Annotated in this window: 24 protein-coding genes; 6 read left to right on the top strand and 18 right to left on the bottom strand. The window is 55.6% G+C overall.

Features of this window, described 5'->3' with window-relative positions; genetic code table 11:
• Nucleotides 1–36: 36 nt before the first annotated feature.
• From lpxB to pyrH, 15 genes are all read right to left on the bottom strand, one after another.
• Nucleotides 37–1191, bottom strand: coding sequence for a lipid-A-disaccharide synthase (gene lpxB, locus KO486_RS08320; RefSeq protein ID WP_216036775.1), 1155 nt, complete (start codon nt 1189–1191; stop codon nt 37–39).
• Nucleotides 1188–2099 carry a UDP-2,3-diacylglucosamine diphosphatase LpxI gene (gene lpxI / locus KO486_RS08315; protein ID WP_216036774.1) on the bottom strand — a complete coding sequence of 304 codons (912 nt, stop codon included), beginning with the start codon at nt 2097–2099 and terminating at the stop codon, nt 1188–1190. Before lpxI ends, lpxB begins: the two co-directional genes overlap by 4 nt.
• Nucleotides 2096–2875: an acyl-ACP--UDP-N-acetylglucosamine O-acyltransferase gene (gene lpxA / locus KO486_RS08310; RefSeq protein ID WP_216036773.1), complete on the bottom strand. Its 780-nt coding sequence runs from the start codon at nt 2873–2875 to the stop codon at nt 2096–2098. The genes lpxI and lpxA overlap by 4 nt, the downstream gene beginning before the upstream one ends.
• A gap of 3 nt (nt 2876–2878) precedes the next feature.
• Nucleotides 2879–3340 carry a 3-hydroxyacyl-ACP dehydratase FabZ gene (gene fabZ, locus KO486_RS08305; protein ID WP_216036772.1) on the bottom strand — a complete coding sequence of 154 codons (462 nt, stop codon included), beginning with the start codon at nt 3338–3340 and terminating at the stop codon, nt 2879–2881.
• Between the two features lie 97 nt (nt 3341–3437).
• Nucleotides 3438–4088, bottom strand: a complete 651-nt coding sequence (locus tag KO486_RS08300) for an OmpH family outer membrane protein (protein ID WP_216036771.1) — start codon at nt 4086–4088, stop codon at nt 3438–3440.
• Complete coding sequence (gene bamA, locus KO486_RS08295) at nt 4088–6400, bottom strand: outer membrane protein assembly factor BamA (protein WP_216036770.1); 2313 nt, start codon at nt 6398–6400, stop codon at nt 4088–4090. Before bamA ends, KO486_RS08300 begins: the two co-directional genes overlap by 1 nt.
• Before the next feature lie 138 nt (nt 6401–6538).
• Nucleotides 6539–6667 (bottom strand): hypothetical protein, encoded by a 129-nt coding sequence (locus KO486_RS16525; protein ID WP_272492152.1) that lies wholly within the window; start codon nt 6665–6667, stop codon nt 6539–6541.
• An 88-nt stretch (nt 6668–6755) separates the two neighbouring features.
• Nucleotides 6756–8159 (bottom strand): RIP metalloprotease RseP, encoded by a 1404-nt coding sequence (gene rseP / locus KO486_RS08290; protein WP_216036769.1) that lies wholly within the window; start codon nt 8157–8159, stop codon nt 6756–6758.
• A 3-nt stretch (nt 8160–8162) separates the two neighbouring features.
• Complete coding sequence (gene dxr / locus KO486_RS08285; RefSeq protein WP_216036768.1) at nt 8163–9335, bottom strand: 1-deoxy-D-xylulose-5-phosphate reductoisomerase; 1173 nt, start codon at nt 9333–9335, stop codon at nt 8163–8165.
• Entirely contained in the window at nt 9332–10123 is a 792-nt protein-coding gene (locus KO486_RS08280) for a phosphatidate cytidylyltransferase (RefSeq protein WP_216036767.1), read from the bottom strand. Before KO486_RS08280 ends, dxr begins: the two co-directional genes overlap by 4 nt.
• On the bottom strand, nt 10123–10842 hold the full coding sequence (gene uppS / locus KO486_RS08275) for a polyprenyl diphosphate synthase (RefSeq protein ID WP_216036766.1): 720 nt from the start codon (nt 10840–10842) through the stop codon (nt 10123–10125). Before uppS ends, KO486_RS08280 begins: the two co-directional genes overlap by 1 nt.
• 43 nt (nt 10843–10885) lie before the next feature.
• Nucleotides 10886–11449 (bottom strand): ribosome recycling factor, encoded by a 564-nt coding sequence (gene frr, locus KO486_RS08270; protein WP_216036765.1) that lies wholly within the window; start codon nt 11447–11449, stop codon nt 10886–10888.
• Between the two features lie 95 nt (nt 11450–11544).
• Nucleotides 11545–11790: a hypothetical protein gene (locus KO486_RS08265; protein ID WP_216036764.1), complete on the bottom strand. Its 246-nt coding sequence runs from the start codon at nt 11788–11790 to the stop codon at nt 11545–11547.
• A gap of 285 nt (nt 11791–12075) precedes the next feature.
• Complete coding sequence (locus KO486_RS08260; protein ID WP_216036763.1) at nt 12076–12369, bottom strand: hypothetical protein; 294 nt, start codon at nt 12367–12369, stop codon at nt 12076–12078.
• Nucleotides 12370–12395: 26 nt separating this feature from the next.
• On the bottom strand, nt 12396–13121 hold the full coding sequence (gene pyrH, locus KO486_RS08255) for a UMP kinase (protein WP_216036762.1): 726 nt from the start codon (nt 13119–13121) through the stop codon (nt 12396–12398).
• 61 nt (nt 13122–13182) lie between these two features.
• Between pyrH and miaA the strand changes: the two genes are divergently transcribed.
• Together miaA and KO486_RS08245 are read left to right on the top strand one after the other, a co-directional pair.
• Entirely contained in the window at nt 13183–14067 is an 885-nt protein-coding gene (miaA, locus tag KO486_RS08250) for a tRNA (adenosine(37)-N6)-dimethylallyltransferase MiaA (RefSeq protein WP_252734625.1), read from the top strand.
• A gap of 96 nt (nt 14068–14163) precedes the next feature.
• Nucleotides 14164–14982 carry an AraC family transcriptional regulator gene (locus tag KO486_RS08245; RefSeq protein WP_216036761.1) on the top strand — a complete coding sequence of 273 codons (819 nt, stop codon included), beginning with the start codon at nt 14164–14166 and terminating at the stop codon, nt 14980–14982.
• 219 nt (nt 14983–15201) lie between these two features.
• Here the strand turns inward: KO486_RS08245 and KO486_RS08240 are convergent, their stop codons facing one another.
• A complete protein-coding gene (locus KO486_RS08240) occupies nt 15202–15804 on the bottom strand; it encodes a lytic transglycosylase domain-containing protein (RefSeq protein WP_216037540.1) in 603 nt (200 codons plus the stop codon).
• 175 nt (nt 15805–15979) lie between these two features.
• On the opposite strand from KO486_RS08240, the gene ssb reads away from it, so the two are divergent.
• A complete protein-coding gene (ssb, locus tag KO486_RS08235; RefSeq protein ID WP_216036760.1) occupies nt 15980–16495 on the top strand; it encodes a single-stranded DNA-binding protein in 516 nt (171 codons plus the stop codon).
• A 79-nt stretch (nt 16496–16574) separates the two neighbouring features.
• On the opposite strand, the gene aroB is transcribed toward ssb, so the two are convergent.
• Nucleotides 16575–17732, bottom strand: coding sequence for a 3-dehydroquinate synthase (gene aroB, locus KO486_RS08230; RefSeq protein WP_216037539.1), 1158 nt, complete (start codon nt 17730–17732; stop codon nt 16575–16577).
• A 5-nt stretch (nt 17733–17737) separates the two neighbouring features.
• Entirely contained in the window at nt 17738–18322 is a 585-nt protein-coding gene (locus tag KO486_RS08225; protein WP_303435066.1) for a shikimate kinase, read from the bottom strand.
• Nucleotides 18323–18517: 195 nt separating this feature from the next.
• Here KO486_RS08225 and KO486_RS08220 point away from each other — a divergent pair, with 195 nt between their 5' ends.
• Genes KO486_RS08220 through KO486_RS08210 form a run of 3 tightly spaced genes read left to right on the top strand, consistent with a single transcriptional unit; the run spans nt 18518 to nt 21155 of the window.
• On the top strand, nt 18518–18670 hold the full coding sequence (locus KO486_RS08220) for a hypothetical protein (RefSeq protein WP_216036759.1): 153 nt from the start codon (nt 18518–18520) through the stop codon (nt 18668–18670).
• On the top strand, nt 18670–20232 hold the full coding sequence (locus KO486_RS08215; RefSeq protein WP_216036758.1) for a hypothetical protein: 1563 nt from the start codon (nt 18670–18672) through the stop codon (nt 20230–20232). Before KO486_RS08220 ends, KO486_RS08215 begins: the two co-directional genes overlap by 1 nt.
• On the top strand, nt 20229–21155 hold the full coding sequence (locus tag KO486_RS08210) for a site-specific tyrosine recombinase XerD (RefSeq protein WP_216036757.1): 927 nt from the start codon (nt 20229–20231) through the stop codon (nt 21153–21155). Before KO486_RS08215 ends, KO486_RS08210 begins: the two co-directional genes overlap by 4 nt.
• Nucleotides 21156–21207 lie beyond the last annotated feature (52 nt).

Here is a 21207-nt window from a genome sequence, read left to right as displayed (position 1 = left end):
GACGTCCTTTGGTTTTGACGCAGCTTCGCCCAAACGCTAGATCCGCGCAAGCACCGCGCGCGCCGCGCGAAGACCGGGGCGTTCGCCGCCACGGCCCAATCGCTCCATCGTAAGATCAAGGGCGGCCAGTTGCGAAGACGGGTCCGCGAGTGTTTCGCTAAGGGCCTGCGCAATTGGGTCGGGCTGACAATCCGCGCCGATGAATTCGGGCACAACACGGGTTTCACTGACCAAATTCACCAAGGTCACCGTATCCGTTAGCAACATGCGGCTGATGATCTGGCGGCTCATCCAGTTCATATCATAGGCAATCACCATCGGCGTGCCCGCAGCGGCGAGTTCCAGCGACACCGTGCCAGAGGCGGCCAAAGCCACATCCGCATAGGCCATCGCCACAAGACGTTCGCGCGCGGCGGCTTCTGGTGACAGGCCTTCTCCGTCCAGCAAGACGCCGTTGCAGCGGTTGAGCGTCGGCTCAAAGACCTGAGCCACAGTCTCTCGCAAATGGGGGAGCGTTGGGATGATGGCCTGTTTGTCGGATATGTCCATCGCGTCAATCGCGGCGGCAAACGTCTCGCTTAACCGTTCAATTTCAGAGCAGCGGGACCCGGGCAGAACAACGATGGTGTTCGCCCCCAATTCTGCGCCCGTCTTGGCCACAAATGCATCCAGTTCTTGCTGGGACACAGGCGCCTCGGCGGCGACGGGATGGCCGACAAAATCACACTCCATGCCCGCCTCTTGCATGTAGGGCGGTTCAAACGGGAACAACGCAAGCACATGATCGATATGGCGTGCCATCTTGGCCGCACGCCCTGCCCGCCATGCCCAAACCGTCGGCGCCACATAATGCACCGTGCGAATCTCAGACGCCGCTTTGACCAACCGCGCTACACGCAAACAGAAATCGGGGCTATCAATGGTGATCACAACGTCTGGGTTCGCTGCGAGGATCGCATCCGCAGTCTCGCGGATACGACGTTTTAGATGGCGATATTTGGGTAGAATTTCGGCGATGCCCATCAAGGACAGCTCTTCCATCGGGAACTGGCTGGTTAAGCCATGGCTTTGCATCAACGCACCGCCTATGCCCTCAAACGTCACATCAGGGACCAGCTCTTTTAGGCCGTCCATCAGGGCCGCGCCCAGTTTATCGCCCGAAGGCTCACCTGCGATAACAAAGACCTTCATGCCACCACCTGCAAAAACATGCCTTGGGCATTCAGGATCGCCACCACCTGCGGCAAATCCAGAACCATCACACGGCCCTGAGGAATGACTATCCCCGCAAGGCCAGCCTCTGCGGCTTGCATCGCAGTGTCTGGCCCAATCAGAGGCATGTCCGCTTTCAATATTTGGTCTGGCTTGGGCGCCTTGAACAAGATCGCCCCTTTGGCGTTGGGCGCTATGTCCTCGGGTTTGTCCGTGATCCAGTCAATCGCATCGCTTACAAGATCCACCGCGCCTTCAACCAAATCCGCTAAGGGGTCGCCCGATCCGCCGTATTGTTCCAGTGGCTCACAAAAATCACGTAACATGGCTTCTGTGCCGCGCGCATCTTCACGGGCGATCACGGCACCATCGCGCAATAGCATCGCCTGCCCTTGATCTGCTTGGCCCATTTCTTTCAGCGCAACGTCTGCCGCAGTCAGGTCCGCCGTCAAATCAGGGACGGACGCCGTGGTGTGCTGACCCCTGATCGGCAACAGGTCCGGCGCGACGTCATGTGCTCCGAGGATCGAAAAGCCGTGTTCCTCAAAAATCGAAATGATCTCGCGCAGGGTGCCATCGTCCCCCTTGGCCATAGCGGCCATCAGACGCGGGACAAGCGGCGCTGTGGCAGGGTCGATCGCGGCTGGGTCAACATCGGGACGCTGCATCGCGCCGGCCATACAAACTTCGGTGACCCCCAAGTCTTTCAGGGCCTTAAGGAATGTTCCAAGGGTTTCGATCCGAAACCCGACCCGTGGGAAATCCCCCACGATCTCGGACACAAACCCGCGCATTTCACAGATGATCGGCGTGCGACCTTGGACCATCAGACTGCCGGCCAAATGGGGCGGCAACCCGCCCGTGCCTGCGATCAGGGCAATCGTCATCGTGGCGTCAGGAAATGGCGATCCGTGTCCGCCATGATGAAATCCATCATCTGCGACACATATTTACTGTCCGCTTCATCACCGAGCCGTTTGGCACGATCCATGAACGAACCTTCGCCGTCTTTGAGCGTTTGGAACGCAACCCGCAGGGCCGAGATGTCTTTACGTTCCACCCCGCGCCGCTTGAGCCCGACAAGGTTAAGGCCATCCAACTCACCGCGTGGCCCCATGACCAAGCCATGAGGGATCACATCGTTGGTCACCATGGACAGCGCACCAATGATCGCGCCCTGCCCGATGCGGACAAACTGATGGATGCCGCAAAGGCCGCCGATGATGACATCGTCCTCAATCACGCAATGTCCTGCGACAGCAGATTGGTTCACGATAATCACGCGGTTCCCAATCATTGCGTCGTGGGCCACGTGGCACCCCGCAAGGAAAAAGCCGTCATCACCAACGCTGGTAATGCCACCGCCGCCTTCAGTGCCCGGATTCATGGTTACATGTTCGCGGATGCGATTGCGTTCACCAATCACAAGCTTTGCCGCTTCGCCTTTGAATTTCACATCCTGCGGAATTTCACCGATGCAGCAGAACGGAAAGATCACCGTATCCGCGCCAATGTTAGTATCCCCTGTCACAACAACATGGGATTTCAACTCGACCCGATCCCCAAGAACAACCTTGGGACCGACGATGCAAAACGGCCCGACAGTTACGTCTGCGCCCAGTTGTGCGCCGTCCTCGATTATGGCTGACGGATGAATGGCCATATCTTAGCCTTGCAGGTCCATCATCGCCGTGAACTCGGCCTCGGCCGCGAGTTCACCTTCAACCGTTGCAACGCCTTTGAATTTCCAAACCTTACCACCGGGCTTACCGCGCGTGGTTTCGACCTTCATTTCCAGCACGTCACCTGGAACAACCTTGCGACGGAATTTGCAGCCATCGATACCCATGAAATAGATCAACATATCTTTGTCCATCAGCCCCATGGTCGCGCCGACCATCACAGCGGATGTCTGCGCCATCGCTTCGATAATCGTCACACCCGGCATGATTGGCGTGCCTGGAAAATGGCCCTGAAAATGCGGTTCGTTCATGGTGACGTTCTTGATGCCCGTCGCGCTTGATGTGCCATCGATATCGATCACCTTATCCACCAAAAGGAACGGATAACGGTGTGGGATAATCCGTTGGATCAATTGGATGTCGGCGGTTGTGATGGCGTCAGACATGAAGCTCTCCGGTCAAAAGACAAGGCGTGGACGTTATTGTTTTATCTGCCTAGCAAGCTCGCCGCGTCTGGGCAAGCCGCGAAGCCCGCGCGTGCGCTTAGTTGTCGCCAGCCTCGGCCTCTGGTGTTGGGGTCTCTTCGGGTTCTGCGTCCGGCTCATCCTCCGGCGTTGCCCCCGCTTCAGCCCCATCGCCAATGGTCTCATCAATGCGCGCGATCGCATCGTCCGTTACGTCAATGCTGCCCAAAGACAACAAAACCGACCGACGATCCAAAATCGCATATGCTCCCCGATCGACCATCAACTGGCCCAAGATCGGTTGGGTCACCTCAAGAAACTGCGCCCGCCCGGCATCCAACGACTCTTGAAGGGCTGTTTCCTTGGCATCTTGGGCGCGACGGATACCTTGCGCCTTCTCATCAAAGGCTTCGGCTTCTGTGCGGAACACATCCGCATCCATACCCGCGCGACGCGCGGTTAGGTCAAGCTCTTCTGCCCGCAAAGCATCTGCAATGCGGCGGTTCTCGTCATTCAGTTCAATACGGCTTTGGGTATAGGTTTCCGCGATGCGCTGCCCGAACTGTGATTGGGAAAACAGACGTTCGATATCAACTGTCAGCAAAGACGGCGCAATCTGCGCCGAGGGCACTTCAAAGACCGAAGGATCACTAACCTGTTGTGCGCCGACGCTGCCAGCGCCACTGGCGATCGCCAAAGCGACCAGCAGTCTGGACGCAAGACCGCCCATTAGAATTCGGTCGAGATCGTAACGTCAAACTGCTTGGTTACATCGTTGGGTTGCACATCAAGCGGCTCGGTCCAGTTGAACCGCAGTGGGCCAATCGGTGTGTCCCAGAAGATAGAGACACCCGCAATTGTACGCGGTGTGAAATCATCATACTCGATGCCAGATCCAGCACCTGAAATGCCAGTATCCCAAACAGACCCGTAATCAAGGAACACACCACCGGAAATCCCGTATTCTTCAGGTAGTCCAAGCGGGAATTCAGCTTCGAGGCGCAACACAGCATATGCGTTACCGCCAAGGGCGTCATCTGTTGCGGTGTCACGCGGGCCAATACCGCCCACTTCAAAGCCACGCATAATGCTGCTGCCGAGGAAATAACGGTCTGTGATGCGGCTGTTGCCGTCAGAATAGCTCAAAAGGCCGCCTTCCAACGTGGCGCGCAAGGTCAGCTCTTCGTTCAAAACACGTGTTTGTCCGGTAATTTCAGCAGTGGTTTCGATAAAGGACGCATCCCCAACACCGAATTTTTGACCGAACTCGAACAACAAACCTGCATTCGGGTTTAGACCGGTGCGGCGGGTGTCGTAGTTATAGGCATACCCCAACGCATGTGTCCCAACAGAACCCTCATCGTCTACGATATAGGCAGATGCATCTGTGTCTACGTTTTTGATGTCGGTGTATTCATAGGAATAATACAGGCTCAAACGGCCGTTTTCAGAAACAGGGAACCCGATCCGGGGCTGAAAACGTGCTGTGGTTGTGTCGAACGTTGTGTCGTCACTGTCGCTTGTATTGTAGCTGGCGTTCAGGCCAAACAACAAATCCCGCCCCAACAGGCGCGGCTCCGTGAACCCGAAGCTCAGCGTTTGATCGTCCTCACCCGCTTGCAATGCAAAGCTCAGCGTTTGGCCACGACCAAGGAAATTGCGCTGGTTAAATTTCGCCAAAAGGCTAAATCCACTGTCAGTTGAGAAGTTACCGCCAAAGGACAGCGACCCTGTTGGCGCTTCTTCAACGTCAACATCAATGACAACCTGATCAGAGCTAGACCCTTCACGAGCGTCCACCGCCGCGGTTGAGAAATATCCCAAAGCGCGAATTCGTTCCGCAGATTCACGAATTTGGCGCGGGTTGAACGGGTCGCCCTCAACCACATCAAAACGAGAACGCACAACGCGGTCCAAGGTTGTATTGTTGCCTTCAATATCGATCCGCTCAACAAAGATACGCGGGCCATTTACCATGGCAAATTCGACATCCAGTGTCAGGGTGCGGTCGTTGCGTGTGATCCGTGGCTCAACACGCACAAAGTTCAAACCTTCATTCAGTGCCAAAAGTTCAATACGGGAAATGTCGCGTTCGATCAGTTCTGGCGAATAGGTTACGCCGGTGCGCAGGCGCAATGCACGTTCATAAAACTCGGGGTCCGCGCCTACGATTTCGGACGTCAGCGTTACGTTGCCAAATTCAAACTTCTGGCCCTCTTGGACGTTGAACGTAATCAAGTAGGCATCACGTTCGCGCGTCAGGGAGACGTCAACGTTCTGAACTTGGAAGTCCACATAACCGCGAGATAGGTAAAAGTCGCTTAGGACCTGCTGGTCGAACGCCACGCGGTCAGCGATATATGTATCGCGCCCAATCACGGCCCGCAGAATGCCGGCCTGTTTGGTTTCCAATACGCGGCGCAAACGGTTTTCACCGAACGAACGGTTGCCAACAAAGCTGATACGTTCAACTTCGGTCAAGCCACCTTCAAACACTTCGAACACCAGATCGACGCGGTTGTCAGAGCGTTCAATAATACGCGGGGCAACTGTCGCGTTAACGCGGCCTTGATCTGCATAGACTTGGGTAATCGCAGCCGTGTCAGCTTCGGCTTGGGACGGGCTGTAAACACGGCGGGCTTGGCTGGTCACAACGGCGGACAGCTCAGCGTCACGAACGCGGCTGTTGCCTTCAAACGTAATGCGGTTAACGGTTGGGAATTCGACAACCCGAATAACCAATGTGTTGCCTTGTGGGACGACATCGACGCTTTCAAACAGGCCGGTGCCACGAATCCTTTGGGCTGCGTCATTGACCGCCCCAGCTGTAACAGTTTCGCCTTGTCCGAACCCAAGATACGTCAGGATCGTACCCGTTTCGATCCTCTGGTTCCCCTCGACGGAAACGTTAGAAAACGTGAAATTCTGAGCAAATACAGGGCTGGCAAGCGCCATCATCCCCGAAACGAGTAAAAAGAGCGCAAAAGCCCCTACCCGAAAACGATCCGAAATTACGATGACAGCCTGCTGCGCGTTTTTCATTTTTTTTGCTCGTATGGGGTCCCAGTTACAACTGGTCTACTCCCCTGAACAACGCTTGTCAAAACGAACAAACGCGCCCCGAGGGACGCGCATCTTCATGCCGTTAGGCGGTTGTATGTGCCGCACTGGCGGACCGTTCTAGTGGTAAGATCCAAGCCAAGCACCGCCACCCAAAGCGGCAGCAATAGTAGCGATGTAAATAAGACGATCCCAGTTCAGGTTCACCAAAAGGCTAACGCCTTGATATCCAGCTGTGATTGTTTGCATCTTTACGCCCTTCGGTACTAACAGGTATTTGTGTTGTGCAGAACGATCGCATTCAAATGTGGCAACTTCTGGGCAGCGTTAAGGAAACTTACGGGCAAAACAGCAGATCATTACCAATTGCGAACAGCATCAGTGTTCCGATCATCGCAAGGCCGATGGCCATAAAAATACGTAATGCGCTGTCACTTGGCATCTTACCTGTCACCGCTTCGTAGGCATGAAACACAAGGTGTCCCCCATCCAGAACCGGAATTGGGAACAGGTTTAACAGGCCAACAGCCGTGGATAGAACCGCGATCAGGCTGATGAAGCTCACAGCGCCCTGACTGGCCATAGATCCTGCGGTTTCAGCGATGCCGACAGGCCCGCTTAGGTTACATGTGTTGATGTTGCCGATGATCATCTGCTTCAAGCCGTTCAACGACTGAACGATAATGAACCAAACCTGTTTTGCGGCCAGCCCAGCAGATTCCAAGATTCCGGCACTGCTGGTTGCAGGGTCAAAGAACAAACCGCCATTGCCGATCCCTAGTTTTGGCTCATCCAGCATTGACCCGTCCGGCTGCGGAATTGCCTGCAAACGCGGTGTCAGGGTTTCAATGCGCATCTCTCCGTCGCGCCAGACTTCCAGCTCGATCGGGTTGGCGCCCGTGGCGTTTACCTCGTTAATCATATCAGCAAACTGATACACCGCCGTGCCATTCATGCTGACGATGACGTCGCCAATTTTCAGGCCCGCATCATCTGCGGCAGAACGCGGTGTAATTGATTGAACAAATGCAGGCTGAGGCTGTGGCCCCTGCACTGTCATCGTCTCTCCGTAGCGTACAACCTCATAGGCAAGTGACGGCTGAGACGGCAAACCAGCAATCGCCGCTGCAAAACCATCAGGGTAATCCAACGCGTTGCCCTCAACGCTGATCACCTGATCCCCCGGCAGCAATTGTTGTTCGATGCTATCAGGGAAACTTGGCAATGAGGAAACGGTCAGCGGCGTAATTGGTTGACCTTGAAACAACAAAAGACCCGAAAACACGAAGAAAGACAGGATGAAATTGAAGATAGGGCCAGCGGCGACTGTCGCCGCACGGCCCCAAAGTGGTGCGCCTAACATAGTGTTGCGCGACGTGAGCGTATTCACATGGGCCTGTGCCGCAGGCGAAAGATTCTTCGCGTGTTTGTCATCGTCCAGTGAACCTTCGACATCTGTGTCACCGCCAAAGGACGCCGCATTCGCGTCGCCTAAGAATTTCACATAGCCCCCAAAGGGCAAAGCCGCGATCTGCCAAACGGTTCCGCGTTTGTCCGTCCGGCTCCAGAGCACTTTGCCAAACCCGATGGAAAACACCTCAGCGTGGATGCCCGACCAGCGGCCAACGATGTAGTGTCCATATTCGTGGATCGCCACAATGATCGACAAAGCGACCACAAACGACACAAGCGTCCAGCCAAAGCTGCCAAAAGACGAGATCAACGTATTCAGAATTTCCAAGGTTTAGCCCTTTGTGTCCGCAATTTCTTCGCTTGTGAGTGCGCGCGCCATGGCGTCGGCCTCTCTCACGCTATCTAATGTGATCGTGGCATTTTGCAGCCCCTCTCGGGTCAACATAACGTCAAGCACCGTCTGAACGACCCGCGCCATGTCTGTAAACCCACAATCGCCCGCAATGAAATGATCCAATGCCTGCTCCTTGGCGGCGTTAAAGACCGCGCCGGATAGCCCACCTTCGGCCATGACCTGATCGGCAATGGCAAGGGCTGGGTAACGCGCAGGATCAGGTGCGCGGAAATTTAACTGCCCGATCTTGGCAAGGTCCAGCCGTTCGACCGGCAATGTCTTGCGGTCGGGGTAATTTAACGCAAACCCGATTGCATGTCGCATATCGTGCGGTCCGACATGGGCCATCAAAGCCCCGTCGTTGAACCCCACAAGGGCGTGGATCAGGCTTTCGGGGTGGATGATTGTTTCGATTTGAGACGCAGAAACGTCAAAAAACTCTTTTGTTTCAATCAGTTCCATCGCCTTATTAAACATGGTCGCGGAATCGATTGTGATGCGTTGCCCCATGTCCCAATTGGGATGCTGGGACGCCTGTGCCACCGTGACGTTGGCAAGTGCATCGATTGGATAGTCACGAAACGCACCTCCGCTGGCCGTTATGATGACCCGTTCCACGGCAGCGATATCTTCGCCTATCAATGCTTGGAAAACCGCGGAATGTTCACTGTCGACAGGCAAGACGGTCGCCCCTAACCGCTTGGCTTTACCCATCAAAAGCGGGCCAGCCGTAACTAGGGATTCCTTGTTTGCGAGCGCCAAAGTTGTGCCATGCTTGAGCGCTTCGAGCCCCGGTGCAAGGCCGGCAAACCCAACAATGGCCGACATGATCCAATCGACAGGACGTGCAGCCGCTTCTATCAGTGCTACGTCACCGGCCGCAGCTTCAATTCCTGTGCCCGCCAATCCATCGCGCAACTCCGATAGTCGGGTTTCATCAGACGTGACAGCGATATCAGCGCGCAAGTCTTTGGCATCTTTGATCAATTGCTTGATGTTAGTCGCGCCCGTCAAGGCAATGACATCGTAATTGTCAGGCGCGCGTCGGATCAGATCAATGGTGTTTTGCCCGATAGACCCCGTCGCCCCGAGAACAGTAATCCGCTTCAAAAGGCCACTCCGGGGACGTTAAAGATACTGGCCACAAGCAACATGAACAGCGACGCACCAAGTAAAGCATCAAAGCGGTCAAACAACCCGCCGTGGCCGGGGATCAATGTCGAACTGTCTTTGACACCTTGGCGGCGCTTGAGCGCACTTTCCGCGATATCGCCCATCTGCCCAGCAAAGCTGATCACAACAGACAAGAGGATGATCGACAGACCCGCGTTGGTGAAAAGCGTAAAGACAAACCCGACCAATGCCGCGCCGATCCAGCCGCCTATTGTCCCACTCCAGGTCTTCTTGGGGCTGATCGCCGGCCAGAATTTCGGCCCGCCCAGTGATTTACCCGCAAAATATCCAGCAACATCCGTCATGACCACGATGCCAACCAGCCAAATCAACCACGTAAACCCGTAATCAATCCTAAAATGCACCAAGCCCCAGCCCGCGATCTGCAAAGCCAATGCAAAGACGAAAAACGTTATGCGTTCGCGGTTCAGGACCAAAGCACCGAGAACTGGCACGACAAGGAAAAGAACCAAAAATTCAGGCGCTTGAGATCCGCCAAAAACCTGTGCGGACAAGATCGAGGCCACCGCCGCCGCCAGCAACATCCCCGATGTCGGAGAAGCCCCCCGGATCATAATCCAGCATTCCCAAACCATGACAGCCGTCACAAAGACCGCAAGCATCTGAAACCAGACGCCGCCCATAATGATGGCACCAATACCGATTGCCGCCATCCACACGCTGGACAACAACCGCGGTTTGAGGTCTTCCCAGTTGGCCGCCATCAGACTTTCACCGCCCCAAAACGGCGGTCGCGGGCTTTGAAACCATCCAGCACCTGTTCAAAGACCGCTGGAGTAAAGTCAGGCCAAAGCGTGTCGATAAAGTCATACTCGGCATAGGCCGATTGCCAGAGGAGGAAATTGGAAATCCGCGCTTCGCCGCTTGTACGGATTACCAAGTCCGGATCTGGCAGGAAACAGGTGTCCAGATACTTCGGCAGTGTTTCATCGTCGATATCTTTGGGCGCCAAACGCCCCTGTTCTACGTCATAGGCTAGACGTTTCGTTGCGCGTGCAACCTCGTCGCGCCCACCATAGTTCAGCGCAATCGTCAGATGGACCTTGTCGTTGTCACGGGTCAACAATTCTAGTTCGTCCATCATATTGACGAGCTTATCGTCCAGCCGAACCCGATCACCAATAAAACGAACCCGCACACCGCGCGCCAAGAGATCACGCGCTTCGCGTTGAATGTAACGGCGGAACAGTTTCATCAAACCTGCGACTTCGGTTTGAGTGCGTTTCCAGTTCTCTGTCGAGAATGCAAATATTGTCAGATACTTAACGTCGAATCCGGGACAGGATTCAACGATGTCACGGACCCGCTTGGCACCAGCGTGGTGCCCAAAAAGCCGCGGGCGACCGCGCATCTGAGCCCAACGCCCATTGCCATCCATGATGATGGCGACGTGATTTGGCCCGGCTTTGCTGTCTTTGGCCATAAATGTGGCCCCCGCTCTACTCGTAATTGATCCTGACAACGTGTCAGACTTGCATGATTTCCGCTTGTTTAGTCTCAAGCTGATCATCGATCCGCTTGATATAATCGTCAGTCAATTCCTGAACGGCGCCTTCCCAGAACTTCTGATCGTCCTCTGACATGCCGTCATTCTTTGCCTTTTTGATCTGGTCCATCCCGTCACGGCGCAAATTGCGAATGCTGACGCGGCCACTTTCGGCGTAACCGCCAGCGACCTTGCCCAATTCGCGGCGGCGTTCTTCGTTCAGTTCCGGAATCGGCAACATGATGATCGTGCCGTTCAGCTGTGGGTTAATCCCCAGACCACTTTCACGGATCGCTTTTTCGACTTTGCCGACAAGGCCCTTGTCCCAAACGTTCACGGTTACCATTCGTGGCTCTGGCACGTTGACGGTGCCGACCTGGTTGATCGGCGTCATTGAGCCGTAGGCATCAACCATCACAGGGTCCAGCATGGAGCCGGACGCACGGCCTGTGCGAAGGGATGAGAATTCAGTGCGCAAATTGGCGATTGCGCCATCCATGCGTCGCTGCAAATCGTCGGTATCTAGGATAAAATCATCTGACATTGGGCTGCTCTTTTGGGTTCGTTTGAGGTGATATACAGTTATCTAGTCGCATTTGTATAGCGGATGTGCGCAGAACATGTGCAGATCGGCGGGGTTCAGGTCGGATAATGACAAAGCGGTGGGCGAACTGCCCGCTCCCAAAAGCCACTGCGCCAGCCAACAGCTTCTGCAATCAACTCGTATTCGGCAAACAAATAGATATTTTGAACCGACTGCGGCTCAACATTGGCCCGGTCGTATCCCTGAATTTTGTTGGCCACCCGGATACTATTGGAGGTCGCTCTTACGCCGCACTCACTTTGTTCTCCGAGTTCGCGAACGTAGCGAGCGAAACCAGACAAATGAATTCCGTGGTTTACTCGGAGGTCGTCAGCATTTGTTGAACTTGCACAACCGCCGCTCGTGAAGTGGTAGTCAGCTATCCCGAACGCCGAAATTTTATTATTACTAAATAACCGCACATCTCAGGATACGATATTTGCAGCAACAAACTCCACATAATTGGCGCGCTGGATTTCTTCTTCAGAATCGCCAGTCAAAGCAAGAATCAAAAACTCCTAATCCAGCGTGCAATCGTTGGCTACAATCTGGCCCAAGACATCGCCGACCTTTTTGGGAGTGTATGGCTACAGTACCCGCGATCCAAAGTCAGAAATCGTCAAACTGCTTTCAATCCTTGGCAGGCGGATTGTGCAAACGCTTTCATCAAAGACAATGAACGAGCCCTGCGCTTTTGCTTGCCCTGTCGCTTGTGCCGACAACGCCACGAGCTGGATGGCCTCAAAGGCTAGTCCAACAGCCAATGCGTCCGCCAAGCTGTCATCACTCAGGGTGCAGCCATGTCCGCCCAGAAGCTCCAAAACCTCGAGGTGTTCAACCGTAGCTGGCCAATCGGGTTCCGCAAAACATGGCGACGCCATGAGTGCAAAACCAACGGCCAGTCGCATCAATCCGTCACGACCGTCGATGTGCCCGTGCCGTCCAGAATGCTCTTGAACCCACCCTCTGCGTCCAATGAGAACACCACAATCGGCAGGCTGTTTTCACGCGCCAATGCGATGGCGCTGGCGTCCATCACACCAAGGTGCTGGGCGAGAACCTCATCATAGGTGATCTTTTCATAACGCTTGGCGTCGTCGTGTTTTGCAGGGTCTTTGTCGTAGACGCCATCAACCTTGGTGCCCTTAAAGATCGCTTCGCAGGCCATTTCGGACGCGCGCAACGTGGCCGCAGTATCTGTCGTGAAATACGGGTTGCCCGTACCCGCCGCAAAGATACAAATCCGTTTCTTTTCAAGGTGGCGCACAGCGCGGCGGCGAATGTAGGGTTCAGCCACTTCGTTCATTGTGATCGCAGAAATGACCCGTGTGTGGATGCCAAGGCCTTCAAGGGCCGCTTGCATCGCAAGTGCGTTCATCACCGTCGCAAGCATTCCCATATAGTCAGCCGTGGTGCGTTCCATCCCTTGCGCAGAGCCCTGAAGCCCGCGGAAGATGTTTCCGCCACCGATGACCATGCAAATCTCAACGCCCATTTCCTGAACGCTTTGAACTTCTTTGGCGATCCGCTCAACGGTTGGCGGATGCAGGCCGAACCCTTGGTCGCCCATCAACGCCTCACCAGAAATCTTCAGCATGACCCTGTTATAAGTGGTCTTTTCGGTCTCTGACATCGCTGCCCCCTGCTGCTGCTTTCCGTTTCGCGCAAAATGTCGCAAAAGGGGGCCGGACGCAATGGGACATATGATGTTTGACCTCACCAAAATCGATCCAGACAAGCCTGTCTTGATTTACGGGCCGACGGCCAGCGGCAAATCCGGTTTGGCACTGCAAATCGCTGAGGCCCAAGGTGGCGTGATCGTCAATGCAGATGCGTTACAGATCTATCAGGGCTGGCCCATCCTGACCGCACAGCCCCCCGCTGAAGATATGGCACGTGCGCCACATCATCTTTATAACCACCTTCCTTATGACGCGCCCTATTCCGTTGGGGACTGGCTGCGCGATGTCACGCCATTCCTTAAAGGCGTGCGCCCCATCATCGTCGGGGGTACGGGATTGTATTTTACCGCCCTTACCGAAGGGTTGGCAGACATTCCCCCAACGCCCCCAAACGTTCGGGCCGAAGCTGATGCAATCGCCCTGCCCGATTTGATCGCAGGATTGGACGCAGACACGGCAAACGGTATCGACCTCAACAACCGCGCCCGCGTTCAACGCGCATGGGAAGTGCAACAGGCAACGGGCCGAAGCATCCGTAAATGGCAAGCTGACACACCGCCGCCGCTGCTCCAGTTGGAAGACTGCACCGCCCTTGCCCTGATGCCGGACGTCGACTGGCTGAACGCGCGCATTGAACAGCGATTTGAAATGATGATGGACGCTGGGGCCATAGCCGAGGCCGAGGCGATGTTGCCAAAGTGGGATCCCCACGCCCCGTCTTCCAAAGCCATCGGTGCCCAAGAGATGGTCCAACTGCTTAACGGTGAAATCACAACCGATTCGGCCCGTGAAGCAATAATTGTGGCCACACGGCGCTACGCCAAACGTCAACGCACTTGGTTGCGGTCCCGCATGAAGCGGTGGCAAATCCTGCCTCTACCAGATGTAGCCCAGTGACAGATTGTCCACAAAAATAACGTTGATTTACAATTTCTTGGCGTCAAAATTGTCCTAATCGAACATCACTTTTGATTAAGACTGGACCATACGCCCATGATGACTGACCCGCAAAACCGCCTCGCTTTGACAGCAATCGCCCAAAACGCTGGGCAAGGTCGCTGGCGGACGGAAGCCATGCGGTCGCATGCCTCTCCGCGTCTGATTTTCGTCGCCCGTGGTCAGGGACGCATCACCATTGCGGGGTTGACCAGCGGCTTTGGCGCCAACAACCTGATCTATATTCCGGCAGGCACTATGTACGGGTTCGAAGTTGGCCCGACCGTGTTTGGGCAGATGCTGACCATCCCGTCTGCCATGGCCACCGAATGGCCTTTGGAGCCAACCCATCTGCGGCTGCGAGATGTCATTGCCCAAAAAGAGTTCGCCGCACATCTGGATGCCTTGGAACGAGAATTGAAGTCCGATCAGTCCGGCCATGATCGCGCGGCCCATTACCAGCTTGGCCTGCTCGCGATCTATTTTGAACGGCAACTTGGCCTGCGCACCGATGACAGCAAAGACAGCCGCTCGGATACGGCTTCGGCGCGTCTTGTGGCAGCCTATACTGATCTGATCGAGCGGGACTATCATCTGCACAGCGGTGTTGCCGACTACGCCGCGAAATTGGGCGTGACCCCGACCCATCTCGCCCGCTGCTGCAAGGCCACAAGTGGGAAATCAGCTCTCTCGTTGTTGAACGATCGTATTCTGTTCGAAGCGCGCCTTATGCTGCGTGACAGCAAGGCTCCGGTGAACAAAATCGCCCAATCGCTTGGCTTTGGATCCCCGGCCTATTTCACCCGCGCGTTTCAATCGCAGACCGGAATGACCCCGTCTCAATTCCGCAAAAAAGGGCCACTTGCCTCCGTCTAAGGTCTAAGGCTCATCAGTCGCCCTAAACCCACGCGATCACATATACAACATCGCGCTTTGCGCTTGGGTTATGTCGCGCGCGCCCCCCAAACGTGTTGCAAAGCCCGTTTGATACGCGGCACCTGCCTCGAGACACCCGCCAAGTATTTAGTTATGTTTATCAATAAGAAAGGCGCCGCATTTCATGCGACGCCTCAAGATTTACGACCTGTTAGGTTTCTAGCTGCCCCAGATGACACGCACGTAATTGCGCGTCTCACGGTAAGGTGGCACACCGCCGTGCTGCTGAACCGCGCCCGGGCCCGCGTTGTAGGCCGCAAGCGCCAAGCGCCATGACCCGAAAGTGTCATACTGTTCACGCAAATAGCGCGCACCACCATCTAGGTTTTGGTAAGGATCACGAGGGTTTACACGTAAATACTGTGCTGTCCCCGGCATCAGTTGTGCTAGTCCAATTGCCCCCGCATGGGACAGTGCATTCGGGTTCCATGCGCTTTCTTGTTGGACCAAACGCAGGAACAAATCTTCGGGAACGCGGTTACGCTGTGCTGCGGCTTTTGCCATGTTAAGAAACTGACCACGATAGCTGCCGCTATATTGCGGCCCTGTGTTCGTTGTTGTCGGCACTTCAATGCGAGGTGGCTGCAAACGGATCGAATTGGCGTATTGAGACGCAGCCCGACCATCCAGCACATCAAGCTGCGAACTGAATAAAGTGGTGCGGTTGCGCGTCGACAGGGTGTCAGCAGCAGCTGGCACCGAAGTGATTGAAATCGTAGTAAAAACAGTAGCGAACGCCGCCACACTTGCCAATACGCGCATAAACATGCCCCCACATTTTGCAAAAATATAACCTATCATCCAAGGTTTGACCATATTGCAGCATGGTTTTATCCCGTGCGGAATGAACCCTAAGGGTCCGTTAAGGCTTTCGGGCCTATCACGGGTGCTGTAACAGGGTTAAAACCCTTTAAAGATTCTACAGGAGAGGCGAATAATGGCCGGTTCACTTAACAAAGTCATGCTTATCGGCAATCTGGGGCGCGACCCAGAGGTGCGCAGTTTTCAAAACGGTGGCAAGGTTTGTAACCTTCGCATCGCCACATCTGAGACTTGGAAAGATAAGAACACTGGCGAACGCCGCGAAAAAACAGAATGGCACTCTGTCGCGATTTTCCAAGAAGGTTTGGTGCGTGTTGCCGAACAATACCTCAAGAAGGGCTCGACGGTTTATATCGAAGGCAAACTGCAGACCCGCAAATGGCAGGACCAGTCCGGCAATGACCGCTATTCTACCGAAGTGGTTTTGCAGGGCTTTGACGGCGTCATGACCATGATCGGCGGGCGCGGCGACAGCGGCGGTGGCGGTGGCTACGGCGGCGGGGATCAAGGCGGCGGTTATGGTGGCGGTGGCTACGGTGGTGGCGACCAAGGCCGCGACTACGGCGGCGGCGACGAAAAAGGCAGCAGCGGTGGCGGCGGCGGTGACATGGACGACGAAATCCCGTTCTAAGCCACCACACCAAAGACATTTCATAAGGGGCCGAGCATTGCTTGGCCCCTCATCATTTGTGGCGTGATAATAGCGTGGTCTACCGCGCCGCAAGCCCATCGCGCAGCACACCCAGCACGGTGTCCGCTGGCACGTCAGATGTGATAAAGGCCTCACCGATTCCACGGGCCAAAATGAAGCGCAGCTTGCCATCGACGACCTTTTTGTCCTGCCCCATAAGCGCCAACAGCGCTTCGGCATCGGGCAGCTCCCCATCGATGTCTTTCAGATCGGTCTTCATCCCCATGTCTTTGAGGTGCGCGCGCACGCGGCTTGGCGCTTCTTGGCTGCACAGCCCCATGCGAGCGGAAACTTCAAAGGCCATGGCACAGCCAATCGCAACCCCTTCGCCGTGAAGCAGGCGGTTTGAATACCCAGTCGCAGCCTCAAGGGCATGACAGAACGTGTGGCCAAGGTTCAGCAAAGCGCGATCCCCTTGTTCGGTTTCATCCCGTTCGACGATGTCGGCCTTCATCTGCACAGACCAACGCACAGCTTCGACCCTCGCAGCCATAACCTCATCAGATACGGCATCCGAAGACACAATATTATTGTCGTTCAACAGTGGCTTAAGCTTTGGCCCTTGCACTTCCAGCCAATCAAAGAAATCAGCGTCGCCCAGCAGCCCGTATTTAGCGACCTCGCCGTAGCCCGACAGGAAGTCACGGTTTGTTAGGGTGCCAAGCAAGGCCACATCCGCAAGAACCAACGTCGGCTGGTGGAACGCGCCGATCAGGTTTTTACCCGCAACCGAGTTGATCCCCGTTTTGCCGCCCACGGAACTGTCGACCTGTGCCAACAAGGATGTTGGAATCTGAACGAACCGCACGCCACGGCGCACTGTGGCGGCCGCAAACCCCACCAGATCACCAATCACACCGCCGCCAAATGCGATCACGATATCGCCGCGCTCGACCTTTTGTGCCAACAGAAATTCGACGGTTTTCTCAAGGAACGGCCAGCTTTTGGTGCCTTCACCTGCGGGTAAAACTAGGTTTTCTGATGTGATGCCTTCCGCTTCGAGCCCTGCGCGCAAGGCGTCCAGATGCAGCGGCGCGACATTGTCTTCGGTCACGATCACAACGCGTGGGCGTCGCAAAAACGGTGCGATCCGCGCACCCGCCTCAGCCAAAAGACTCGGTCCGATCACCACGTCATATGAACGCCCTGGCAGGTTTACGTGAACGGTTTCAATCAAGTCGCTCATGGGGCGGGCTCCAGAATGTCAGGGCGCGTGGCAAGGATGTCCATCACGACGTCGGTTGTTTGTTCGATTGAGTATTCGGGTTTGGTTTGGACCTGTAACTCGGCTTTTGCATAGATCGGAGCGCGCGTCTGATAGATTTCGCCCAAGGTTTTGCGCGGGTTAGACGTGCGCAGCAAGGGGCGCGTATCCTTATGGCGAACCCTTTCCCAGAGAAGATCTAGGTCCGCATCAAGCAGCACAGCAACACCGTGCTGCGAAATCTCGGAGCGATTGCGCTCTGCCAAATAGGCGCCACCCCCCGTGGACAGGATGCAAGGCTGAGCCGCCAGCAAACGGGAGATGACTTCGGCCTCGCGATCCCTGAAGAACGGCTCACCGGAGCGTTCAAAGATTTCCGAAATCGTAGCGTTGGCGGCAGATTCAATTTCGGCATCAGAATCGATATAAGGCACATTCAAACGCTGCGCGAGGGCACGACCAATGGCCGTCTTGCCTGATCCCATCATCCCGACCAGCACAACCGTGCGGTGCAAGACAAAGTCCTGGTTCGGGCCCACTGTGATTTCTGGTCCTTCTGTCACCTGTATATCCCCCAGTTTGAGCCTTATTATCAAAGCTCACCGCCAAATCGTATCGGCCAAGCCCCGCCTGTTTGAAAAAATATGCTAAGCGGTGGCGTGATCTTGCTGCAAAGGACATATATAACCTCAGGACAAGCGGCAACTAAGGCCGCGCATTTGGGGCAAAGAAACGGGCAAAAGGGTGGACCGAGCAGCATGTGGCGATTGATAAAACTTCTATTGGTGTTGTGCATTCTAGCGGCAATCGCTTTCATCGGCTTTGCCTATCTCGGGCCGATCTTTATGCCCGACGATTTTGCAGCCCCAATCGAACAGGTGGTTATACCGGTGACATTAGGGAGCGAGTGATGCGTGGGTTCGGAGTTTTTACGAGTGTTTTGATTATATGTTCTGCTCCGGTGCTGGCGCAAACTGACGACAATACGCCTTTGTCGGCCATTGATTGGCTGTCGGAAACTGTTGAACAACCCGAAGTCGCGGTTGCGGCCCCCGTTTTGGGAACGCAAGCGACACGGATCCCTGATGCCGATGAAGATCCGGTCGCACAATCCGCCACCACACCGAATGTTTCGGTTCAGACATTGGGCGGCCCTGCCCCTCGTGCTTTGGGTATTTTGGCCCCTGAGATCACGGGCCTCCCCGTAGACATCTGGGAAAACAGCGCACCTGACACCATCGCCGCCCTGTTGATGGCACAGCAGGTTGATACGCTCCCTGCGGTGCAAGACCTGATCATGACCCTTTCCATGAGCCAAGCAAACCCGCCAAGACTGGGATCGGGCGACGACGCATTCTTTTTGGCACGTGTCGATAAATTGTTGGATTTCGGTGCGTTGGAGCGTGCACAAGCGATGCTTGAAGCCGCCAGCCCAGACACGCCCGCCTTGTTTCGCCGTTGGTTTGATGTGTCTTTGCTGACGGGCACGGAAGACGCTGCTTGCCGTGAATTGCAGTCGCGCCCTGATGTGGCCCCCACACCGTCGGCCCGTGTTTTTTGTCTGGCGCGATCTGGTGATTGGTCTGCGGCGGCCCTGACATTGAACACAGGGATGGCGCTTGGTGATATCGATGAGGACACTGGCGCGTTGCTGTCGCGGTTCCTTGATCCTGAACTTTTTGAAGAAGAGCCCGATCTCACCCCGCCCGACCACACCACTCCGCTGACCTTCAGAATGTTTGAAGCCATCGGCTCACCGCTGAGCACGCAGGGGCTTCCCCGTGCGTTCTCTCATGCAGATTTGCGGGCCAATGTCGGTTGGAAAGCCCAGCTTGAGGCGGCCGAAAGGTTGGCACGATCTGGGGCCATCGCCAATAATGCGTTGATGGGGCTTTATACGGCCCGTGTACCCGCCGCGTCTGGTGGTGTATGGGAACGCGCGCGCGCCGTTGATCAATTGACCACTGCGCTAACGAGCGAAGATGAAGGCGCAATGAATGACGCCCTGACGCGCCTGTGGACCGAGGCCCAATCCGTTGGCGTCACCGTTCAAATGGCCCAATATTTCGCACCTTTGATGTTGGACACAGGCGCGGTTCCGGCTGATCCATTGGTGTTTAAGTTCCTCTTGTTGTCCGATCGTTACGAAGAAGCCGCCCTGAACGAAGACCTCGCCATCACCGATCCATCCTTGGCCGCGATTGCACGCGGCGGTGATTTTTCAAACGTCGGCGCTGAGCGCACACAATATCCTTTGGTGCGCGGAGCCTTTGAGGCAGAACCGGATGCAACTCTGGTTGAAATGGCAAGCCAAGGCCGCACCGGCGAAGCGATCTTGCGCAACATTGCGACCCTTCAACAAGGGATCGACGGCGATGCACAGGCCTTTCAAGATGGGATCGCAACCTTGCGCGCGCTTGGTTTGGAAGACGCCGCGCGACGCATCTCTTTGCAATATCTGTTGCTCCCATGAGCGCGGCTGAACGCCCGAACGCCAACTGGATCCAAGCCTTTCTTGAAGCACAGGCCGCAGAGCTGGACGCTGCTACAAACACCCAATTGGCCTATGCCCGTGACCTGACCGCGTTTTCTGACTGGTTGGACGGGCATTTCAACGACGTCACGCAAGGTGACGTTGAGCGTTATTTGATCTGGTGTGATGACCAAGGCCTTGCGAAATCCACGCGGGCGCGACGCCTGTCCGCGATCAAGCAGATCTATCGGTTCGCCTTTGAAGAAGGCTGGCGCGATGACAACCCTGCAATCCAGATCAGTGGCCCCGGGCGCGACAAACGTCTGCCCAAGACGCTAAGCCATGAAGAAGTCGATGCCTTGTTGGGCGCCGCACGCGCCGCACCCAAAGACACATTGCGCACGATCTGCCTGATGGAACTGCTGTATGCGACGGGCATGCGAGTAACCGAATTGGTGTCCCTGCCTGTTGCCGCCGCACGGGGTGATCCGCGCATGTTGTTGGTACGCGGCAAAGGCGACAAGGAACGCATGGTGCCCCTTTCCCCACCTGCCCGCACGGCCACCGCCACGTGGCTCACCGCACGCGATGAGGCCGAGGACGCGGCCGTGAAAGACGGAGCACCACGATCAAAGTACCTGTTCCCATCCCGCGGTAAGCTGGGCCATCTCACGCGGCAAAGCTTTTTCAATCTCATCAAGGACCTTGCCGTTGCGGGTGGCGTATCCCCTGCAAAGGTTACCCCGCACACGCTACGCCACGCCTTTGCGACCCATCTATTGGCAGGCGGTGCTGATTTGCGATCCATCCAGACGTTGCTGGGCCATGCGGATGTCGCCACGACCGAAATCTACACTCATGTTCTTGATGAACGCCTGAAAGAACTGGTGCTGGATCACCATCCTTTGGCGCAAGACGACTAGCCCCCCTTGAACGTGCCCCCATGCGCCACCATAACACTCCAATGATAAAGAT

The sequence above is a fragment of the Octadecabacter sp. B2R22 genome, from assembly GCF_018861045.1.
Lineage (GTDB): Bacteria > Pseudomonadota > Alphaproteobacteria > Rhodobacterales > Rhodobacteraceae > Octadecabacter.
Note: the sequence above shows the minus strand (reverse complement) of the source record. Positions and strands in the feature narration are given on the sequence as shown.

Excerpts from the sequence above, each read along its gene's own strand:
- lpxI (WP_216036774.1), bottom strand. The coding sequence starts at position 2,099 with ATGACGATTGCCCTGATCGCAGGCACGGGCGGGTTGCCGCCCCATTTG.
- KO486_RS08220 (WP_216036759.1), top strand. The coding sequence starts at position 18,518 with ATGTGGCGATTGATAAAACTTCTATTGGTGTTGTGCATTCTAGCGGCA.
- KO486_RS16525 (WP_272492152.1), bottom strand. The coding sequence starts at position 6,667 with ATGCAAACAATCACAGCTGGATATCAAGGCGTTAGCCTTTTGGTGAAC.
- KO486_RS08215 (WP_216036758.1), top strand. The coding sequence starts at position 18,670 with ATGCGTGGGTTCGGAGTTTTTACGAGTGTTTTGATTATATGTTCTGCT.
- lpxA (WP_216036773.1), bottom strand. The coding sequence starts at position 2,875 with ATGGCCATTCATCCGTCAGCCATAATCGAGGACGGCGCACAACTGGGC.
- frr (WP_216036765.1), bottom strand. The coding sequence starts at position 11,449 with ATGTCAGATGATTTTATCCTAGATACCGACGATTTGCAGCGACGCATG.
- KO486_RS08210 (WP_216036757.1), top strand. The coding sequence starts at position 20,229 with ATGAGCGCGGCTGAACGCCCGAACGCCAACTGGATCCAAGCCTTTCTT.
- KO486_RS08280 (WP_216036767.1), bottom strand. The coding sequence starts at position 10,123 with ATGGCGGCCAACTGGGAAGACCTCAAACCGCGGTTGTTGTCCAGCGTG.
- KO486_RS08245 (WP_216036761.1), top strand. The coding sequence starts at position 14,164 with ATGATGACTGACCCGCAAAACCGCCTCGCTTTGACAGCAATCGCCCAA.
- bamA (WP_216036770.1), bottom strand. The coding sequence starts at position 6,400 with ATGAAAAACGCGCAGCAGGCTGTCATCGTAATTTCGGATCGTTTTCGG.
- KO486_RS08300 (WP_216036771.1), bottom strand. The coding sequence starts at position 4,088 with ATGGGCGGTCTTGCGTCCAGACTGCTGGTCGCTTTGGCGATCGCCAGT.
- uppS (WP_216036766.1), bottom strand. The coding sequence starts at position 10,842 with ATGGCCAAAGACAGCAAAGCCGGGCCAAATCACGTCGCCATCATCATG.
- KO486_RS08260 (WP_216036763.1), bottom strand. The coding sequence starts at position 12,369 with ATGGCGTCGCCATGTTTTGCGGAACCCGATTGGCCAGCTACGGTTGAA.
- ssb (WP_216036760.1), top strand. The coding sequence starts at position 15,980 with ATGGCCGGTTCACTTAACAAAGTCATGCTTATCGGCAATCTGGGGCGC.
- KO486_RS08240 (WP_216037540.1), bottom strand. The coding sequence starts at position 15,804 with ATGCGCGTATTGGCAAGTGTGGCGGCGTTCGCTACTGTTTTTACTACG.
- fabZ (WP_216036772.1), bottom strand. The coding sequence starts at position 3,340 with ATGTCTGACGCCATCACAACCGCCGACATCCAATTGATCCAACGGATT.
- lpxB (WP_216036775.1), bottom strand. The coding sequence starts at position 1,191 with ATGAAGGTCTTTGTTATCGCAGGTGAGCCTTCGGGCGATAAACTGGGC.
- miaA (WP_252734625.1), top strand. The coding sequence starts at position 13,183 with ATGGGACATATGATGTTTGACCTCACCAAAATCGATCCAGACAAGCCT.
- pyrH (WP_216036762.1), bottom strand. The coding sequence starts at position 13,121 with ATGTCAGAGACCGAAAAGACCACTTATAACAGGGTCATGCTGAAGATT.